This is a genomic window from Leifsonia sp. HAY1-4F (genome assembly GCF_056755275.1).
On sequence record NZ_JBNDHX010000761.1, the window covers coordinates 1 to 228 of the forward strand.

The following is a 228-nucleotide window of genomic DNA, read 5'->3' on the forward strand; positions in this document are numbered from 1 at the left end:
GGCGTGGATCGACCTCGCCCGCAAGCTCCACCGCGAGCACCCGGAAACCACGGACCCGGCCAACGTGGAGTCGGTGCTGATCAAGACCAGCCACCACACGCACTACGTGATCGGTTCCGGCGCGAACGATCCCCAGAAGTACTCCCCCACCGCGTCCCGCGAAACCCTGGACCACTCCATCCCGTACATCTTCACCGTCGCCCTGCAGGACGGCGCCTGGCACCACGT

General features: G+C 66.7%; 1 pseudogene. It reads left to right on the forward strand.

From position 1 onward, the window contains the following. Positions 1-228 (forward strand): annotated as a pseudogene (locus ACPYOG_RS21250) (MmgE/PrpD family protein); the annotation flags it as partial.